4 protein-coding genes are annotated in these 7,737 nt (G+C 62.4%); all 4 read left to right on the top strand.

Going from position 1 to position 7,737, the window contains the following annotated elements; all coding sequences use genetic code 11:
• Positions 1–135 precede the first annotated feature (135 nt).
• Positions 136–960: a bifunctional hydroxymethylpyrimidine kinase/phosphomethylpyrimidine kinase gene (gene thiD / locus ACX80T_RS14930; protein WP_459304824.1), complete on the top strand. Its 825-nt coding sequence runs from the start codon at positions 136–138 to the stop codon at positions 958–960.
• Entirely contained in the window at positions 957–2,438 is a 1,482-nt protein-coding gene (locus tag ACX80T_RS14935) for a polysaccharide pyruvyl transferase family protein (RefSeq protein ID WP_459304826.1), read from the top strand. Before thiD ends, ACX80T_RS14935 begins: the two co-directional genes overlap by 4 nt.
• 9 nt (positions 2,439–2,447) lie before the next feature.
• Positions 2,448–3,437, top strand: coding sequence for a glycosyltransferase family 2 protein (locus ACX80T_RS14940; RefSeq protein WP_459304827.1), 990 nt, complete (start codon positions 2,448–2,450; stop codon positions 3,435–3,437).
• A gap of 298 nt (positions 3,438–3,735) precedes the next feature.
• Positions 3,736–7,629, top strand: coding sequence for a S8 family serine peptidase (locus tag ACX80T_RS14945; RefSeq protein ID WP_459304828.1), 3,894 nt, complete (start codon positions 3,736–3,738; stop codon positions 7,627–7,629).
• Positions 7,630–7,737: the final 108 nt, after the last annotated feature.

The raw sequence follows: 7,737 nt of genomic DNA on the forward strand, positions 1-7,737 counted from the left end.
CGAAGTGGTTCGCGGACACGATTGGGTCCGCTGTATTAGCACTGATGCCCGGCTGCCCCCGGGCAGTCCAATTCTGCCACGCCCGCGGTGCGCCCTGAACTGGCCGCCCCGCCCGAAAGTAGGCAGACTGTACAAATGCCCCTAACTCATTCCGCCCCCGCAGTGACTCTCACCATCGCCGGATCCGAGGCGACCGGTGGCGCTGGCGCCCAGGCGGACCTCAGGACCTTCCAGGAACTCGGCGTTTTCGGCATCGCGACGCTGACCTGCATCGTGTCGTTCAATCCGAAGGACAACTGGAACCATCGTTTCGTGGCGGTCGAGCCGCAGGTCATCGCCGACCAGTTGGAGGCAGCCCTGACCTGTTACCCCGTGGAAACCGTCAAGATCGGCATGTTGGGTACTCCGGCAACCATTGACACTGTTGCGACGGCGTTGAAGAGCCAGCAGTGGCGCAACATCGTGCTGGACCCGGTGCTGATCTGCAAGGGCCAAGAGCCCGGCGCCGCGCTCGACACGGATCAGGCGCTGAAGGCAAACATTCTCCCGCTCGCAACTGTTGTCACTCCCAACCACTTCGAGGCTGAGTCGTTGTCGGGCATGACCATCAACAGCATCGAGGATCTGCAGGAGGCCGCCAAACGGATCCATGAGATCAGCGGCGCCGTCGTCGTCGCCAAGGGCGGCATCCGCCTGGAAGGTGAAAACGCCGTCGACGTCTACTTCGATGGCACTACCCTGGAGCTGCTGTCAGCCCCGAAGGTCGGCGAAGTAGCTGTCAGCGGCGCGGGCTGCACCCTCGCCGCCGCCATTGCTGCGGAACTGTCCAAGGGCGCCAGTCCTCTTGATGCGGCTCGAACAGCCAAGAGTTTCGTGACCGAGGCGATTCGTCACAGGTTGTCCTCGCAGGCACCATTCGATGCAGTCTGGCAGGGCGGCGCCGCCGGGATCCCGGCATGAGGGTAGCGATTCTGGGCGATATCGGACAGCGCATTTACCACGTCGGTGATGATGCAATGACTCATGCCGCCGTGGATGAACTCGCAGCCCGCGGCATCAAGGACGTTGTCCTGCTCAGCCGGAACGCAGCTGACACGACCGGTCGGTTCGGCACCGAGGCAGCGCCGACCATCGAATTTCCGTGGCCGTACGCCGACTACCAGCATTACCTCAACGAGATACTCTCACTCCTCAACGGCGAGCCTCATAGCCTTGCCGACAACGACCAGGTGCACGGGCTCATCGAGACCATCCGCGGCTGCGACTCAGTGCTGATCGCAGGGGGCGGCAACATGAACTCGGTGTACGGCTGGCTGCTCTACGAACGCGCAGCCGTCACCGCAATTGCGCGGCACCTCGGCAAGGCAGTGGTGATTGCTGGCCAGACTATCGGGCCTATGCTGTACGGCGCTGACCGTGAAGTGGCAGTACAGATGCTCTCCCGCGCCGCTCTGGTAGGTGCACGTGAGGACAGTTCGCTCGGCCTCGGACGGGAGTTGGCAGGATCCAGCGTGGTGCGGTGCCTTGACGATGCTTCCTTCCTCGCGTCCAACACCGCCGCCCGGCAGCAACCCGACGACGGCGGTCACCCGCCGGGAAGCACCCCACCTGTGGCCTCCTATATCGTTGGCACCTTCGCCGGCAACACTGGCGCCTGTCCCCGCGACCTGTTCGTAACGGCCGTCGCGAAAGCCCTGGACGACGCGGCCGACCTCACCGGCCTGCCGGTCCTTCTCCTGCCCCACATGGCTGTTGAGGGTGAGGGCGGCATCGATGAAGCAATACACGCGGAGATTGCAGCGGCGATGACTTCCTCCGTCCAGTCACAACCCATCGCGTCGGCGCGCGACACCGCAGTCCTCACCTCCCGGGCAGCCCTGGTGGTCACGTCGCGGTATCACCCGGTGGTTTTCGCTCTCGACGGCGGCGTCCCCACGGTTGCCTTGTCCCTCGATGAATACAGCGACGTGCGGTTGCGTGGGGCCCTCGCCAACTGGGGCCTGGCCGACTTCGCTCTGCCCCTGCCGTCAATGCTCGACGGCACGATCGGGCAGGCCCTCCGTGAGGCCTGGCAACGCCGCACAGACATAGCGGAACAGGTGCAGTCTCTCCGACCCCAGAAGCTCACCGAATCTTCCGCCTGGTGGGACTCAGTGGTTGGGACCCTGCAAGGCAAGCCAGCCAAGGTTCAGTCGCCGTTGCCGCACCGCCAATGGGTCCCACGGGGAACTTGGTCCGCAGCCGCCGACACGGCGCGGGTGGTGTTCCTCCCGATGGCGGCAGAATTGGCTGACCTCCGCAAAACCCGCGAGCACCTTGAGGGGGAAGCCGCCGCCGCCCGGGACGAGCTGCAAGGCTGGTTCAATTCCTCCAGTTTCAGGCTGGTCCGCAAACTAGCCTCCCTACGTACGCGGTTCCGACCGCGCAAAGCCGTCTAAGGACTTTCAGTGACACTCCCTCCTTCTCCCTCAGTCGCCGTTATCATGCGGTCCCGGAACCGGTCGGTGCTGCTGGACCGCGCACTGCGCGATCTCCTCGGCCAGTCCATGACCCAGTGGACCCTCGTCGTCGTGAACGACGGCGGCGACCGCGCCGAAGTGGACCCGGTGGTGGACCGCTACCGCTTGCAGCTCGGCGATCGGGTCCAGGTCATCCACCATGACGTGGCGCGCGGAATGGAGGCAGCCTCCAATGCCGGCATCAAAGCGTCGGACTCCGAGTTCATCGCCATCCACGATGACGACGACGAATGGCACCCTGAGTTCCTCGAACGGACCCTGGCTTATCTGGCGCACCACGACGACGCCGGCGTGGCTGTCCGCACCGAACTGGTCTTCGAGCGGATCACCGACGGGACAATCGAAGAAATTAGCCGGGAGATTTTCCAGCCGCAGCTGCAGTCAATCACCTTGTTTGATACTCTCCGGCACAACCGGTGCGTCCCCATTTCGCTGCTTTATCGCCGTTCAGTTCATGACCGGATTGGCTATTACAACGAATCCCTCTCGGTAGTGGGCGACTGGGAATTTCAGCTCCGCCTGCTCCAGCAGCACACGCTGGGTTTCCTCGATGAGGAGCCGTTGGCGTTCTGGAACCAGCGAAAAGACGCGACCGGAGACCTCGGGAACAGCGTGATCGTTGGTGACGCCGAGCACAGGCGGCTGGATCAGTTGGTGCGCGAGATCCACCTCAAAGAGCACGTCAGCCAGTCAGGGCTGGGCTCACTGCTTTACCAGACGTCCTATCAGCAGCGCGAGTTCGACCACCTGCATCACCGGCAGAACTATTCGGAAGACCTCCTGCGCCAGATTCTCGAATCCAACAACCGGCTGGCCGAACGGGTGCAGCGGCTTGAGGAAGCAGTCAGTGACGCTAGCCTCGTCTCGCTGATGAGGCGTCGCTATCGCCAGCTTAAAAGCAGAATACTGGGGCGCTAGAAGCCCTGAATAGTCATCGATTTCACACCGCGTGGGCCTGCTCAGGGAATTACCAGGAAATTGCCTAACTTAACTAAGTTTTTTGTGTGGTAGCCGTTGACTTGTGACTGATCACACAGAAAGGTAGTACCGGTGGAGGGGGTCGGGCAACCGGCATCCACTGTTCAACTACTGCTGACGCAACTTGTTCATTCAGGGAACGTCACTCACATCTGTCATGGCCGTGTCAGCAGTACTTGCGGGGAGCTAATCACAGGTCTCAGCGGGTGGTCATGACTGAGCCTCACTAAGGAGAAGTATGAGCAAGTCATACCACCGGAATACGGGGAAGGCTGTGTTGGCATCGCTAACTGGCCTTGTTCTGGCTTCCAGCATGTGGGCGCCTGCTTCGGCTCTGGAATCACCGTCATCGGGTGAACCCACAGCCGAGGGAATTGAGCTCCAGGCAGTACCCGATCTTAAGGTCAGCAGGGATCTGGCGGATCGGACAGGCCCCACAGCGGCCTATATCCAGTTCGCAGGAAAAGGCGCCTTCGAACAAACGCAGCCGGTAGCGGTTCGCAATGGAATTCAGTCCCCCGTCGATCGGACCAACGATGTTCTGAACATCAGGGCCGGAATTCAGGCCCAGGCCGATGAGGTAGCGGCCGAGGCGTCAGCCTCGCAGCTCTACACCACCACCAACACCATCCCTGGTGTTGCCATTCAAGGTGACGCCGAGGCAATCAAGGCACTTGCTGCCCGCCCCGACGTCGTGAAGATCACCGGTATTGTGCCGAAGACCGTGACCAACAAGGGCGCGGACATCGACACCCGCGCGCTTGATGCCTGGACCGCACGCGATCAGACCGGCGACGGCATCACCGTTGCCGTGCTGGACACCGGACTTGATTACACCCACTCCGGTTTCGGCGGCCCGGGCACGATCGAGGCCTTCGAGCAGGCGCAGGCAGACCTGGTCCCAGACCCAGCTCTCTTCGACGCCGCTAAGTTTGTGGGCGGCTACGACCTGGTGGGCGACGACTATGACGCCGGTGACCCCGACAATGACATTCCTCAACCAGACCTCAACCCCCTCGACTGCCAGAGCCACGGTTCGCACGTCGCCGGTACCTCTTCGGGCTACGGCGTCAACGACGACGGCTCCACTTTTGACGGCGATTACGCCACCCTCGACGCCGACGGCGTCAACGCCATGCGGATCGGTCCCGGCTCGGCTCCCGAATCCCAGCTGGTCGCCCTCCGGGTCTTCGGCTGCACGGGTTCCAGCGCAGTTGTCGGTTCAGCACTCGACTTCGTGCTGGACCCGAACGGTGACGGCAACTTCGACGACCGCGCTCAGGTTGTCAACATGTCACTCGGCGCGGCATTCCCCGCCTATGACGATCCTGAAAACGACATCGTTAACGCTCTGACGGCTCAGGGCGTCCTTTCCGTTGTCTCCTCAGGCAACAGCGGCGACGTCTACGACATCGGCGGCTCCCCAGGCAGCTCAGAGTCCGCCCTGACCGTCGCCGCAAGCGTCGGTTCGCAGATCACCCTCGACCGGGTTGACGTGCTCGCACCTGACGACGTCGTCGGGCAGGCTGCTGGCCAGTACAGCGTCAACTACGACTACTCCACGGCCACTGAGGAAGAGCTCACGGGCACGGTTGTCAAGGCTGATCCCGCCAACGCGTTCGGTTGCCAGCCCTTCGCACCGGGCACCTTCGACGGTGAATGGGTCTGGCTGCAGTGGGAAGAGGATGGAACATTCCCTTGCGGATCCGTTACCCGCTTCAACAACGTTGAAGCCGCAGGCGGAGCAGGTGTGGTCCTCGACTCGCCCCGCTCAGTCTTCGAGTCCGGCATCGGCGGCAACGCCACCATTCCCGGCGTCCAGTTCAACGCCGAATTCTCCGAGCAGCTGGAACCAGCAGCAGAAGCTGGCACCCTTGAAGTTCGTCTCGATTCCGGTTACCAGGCAACTGCCGGCGGCAGCTCCGACGCACTCGACACGCTCGCAGCTTTCTCCTCCCGCGGGCTGCACGGCTCCAACGGAGTTGTGAAGCCCGATGTAGCAGCCCCCGGCGTCTCAACTGGTTCGGTCCAGGTTGGCACGGGAACCGGCGCATCGGTCAAGAGCGGCACCTCAATGGCAGCCCCACACGTGGCTGGCATCGCTGCACTGCTGTACGCAGAGACCAACTTCAACCCGTATGAGATCAAGTCCATGATCATGAATACGGCCATCGCCGATCTGGTGACAGCCGATGGCGTCGAGTACGCCCCGAACCGCGTAGGTTCCGGACGCGTCGACGCCGTATTGGCACTGGACACCCCGGTCCTGGCCTACTCGACAGAACAGCCATCGCTCACCTCGGTGAACTTCGGCGTTCTGGAGCTTGGCAGCGAAGCGATGACCATGACCAAGCAGATCACCGTGGAAAACAAGTCGGACGACGTGATTCGCTACAGCGCCTCCTACCTTGAGGCGTCAACGATGCCAGGCGCCGAGATCAGTGTGACGCCGCAGGTGCTTGCGCCTGAAACGCTCACCAATGCCTTCGATGTTCCAGCCAACGGCACGGCAACTGTCGACGTCACGCTGACCATTGATGATCCAGCCGCCCTGGCGAAGACGATCGACCCGGCTGCTGAGGAGACTCAGTTCGGCGTCGCCCGTCAGTACCTTGCCGATGTGTCGGGCCGCGTGCAGTTCGCGAGTGAAGTGAACACGCTGCGTGTTCCCGTCTACTCAGCACCGAAGCCCACATCGGAAATCTCGGCTGGCGCCCAGATCATGTTCGAGAACGCCTCAACCCTTGAGAGCTCAGTAGTGCTTGAGGGCCGCGGCCTGCTGCAGGGTGGATCGGATTCGCGCTATGCATCGCTCGTGACCCCGCTGGTTCTTGGCGCTGAAAGCCCCCGGGCCGACGAGCGTCCGCTGGAGTCCCTGTACTCCCTGGACCTCCGCTCGGTTGGTGCTGCATCAACGGTTCCGGCAGTTGTCGCAGCCGGCGGCGAAGCAGAAGAGGGTTACCTGAACCTCGGTATCAGCACCTGGCAGAACTGGGCTCAGCTGGGTGGCAATAGCCAGGTTGCAGTTGAACTGGATCTTGACGGTGACACCGAAGCCGACATGGTGGTCATCACCCTGCGCCTCGACGACCTGGACATGATCCTGTTCGAGGTGGCACCGGTGCTTGACGATGGCTCGCTGGGCCAGGGTGACAGCCTGTACTTCGCCAACGGCGTCGACGGCAGCCTGGACACGAACACCTTCGACACCAACGTCATCACTCTGCCTGTCCCGGTTGCTGACCTGGGCCTGGACCTGAGTGCTTCGGCTCCGATCCAGTACCGCGTCTCCACCGCCAGCCCGTTTAATGTGGACGAGGATGGCAACACCGCGGGATCGGTCGACGAGACCGAGTGGATTGACTTCAACGTCACCGAGCCTGAGCTGTGGTTCGAAGGCGACACCCCCGACACGGTATTCATTGCCGCCGAGGGTACAACGATTGGCGTCAACCGTCAGGAAGGCGTCACCGACGCCCGCGCATTGTTCCTGCACCACCACAACGCAACGGGCCTGAAGGATGAAATCCTCGACATGCAGGTTGACCAGCTCCGGTTCCCGGATGTTGCGGGCAATGAGCATGAGGAGGCCATCAACTGGCTGGCTGACCAGGGGCTGACCACCGGCTACCCGGATGGCACCTACCGTCCGCTGGCCTCGATCAACCGCGACGCCATGGCGGCGTTCCTCTACCGCCTGGCTGGTGAGCCTGCCTTCGCAGAGCCCACCACCTCTCCATTCGCTGACATCACTCCTAGAACCCAGTTCTACAAGGAGATGGCGTGGATGGCCGAAACCGGCCTGTCGACCGGCTACAGCGATGGCACCTACCGTCCGCTCGCTCCCGTCAACCGTGACGCGATGGCGGCCTTCATGAACCGCTTCGCCGGCGAGTACTGCATCATCGCCGACGCAGCGGATTACGTTGCACCGCAGGTTGCACCGTTCCCGGACGTTCCGGTGAACGATCAGTTCCACCGGGAGATCTCCTGGATGGCCGAGAACAACATCACCCAGGGCTTCGACGACGGCGAGTACAAGCGCCTTCAGCCGGTCGCCCGCGACGCGATGGCAGCCTTCATCCAGCGTCTCGATGGTTACACCGAGGACAACGGCGGCTGCAACCCGTAACCACGGATAGCAAACGCTAGACACAAAAAAGTGGTGGCGAACCGGGGACAAGGGGGTAACACCCCTTTTTCCCAAACAGAACGCCACTGAGGGCTCACATGCGGGGTC

It is taken from the genome of Arthrobacter sp. Sr33, assembly GCF_054511195.1.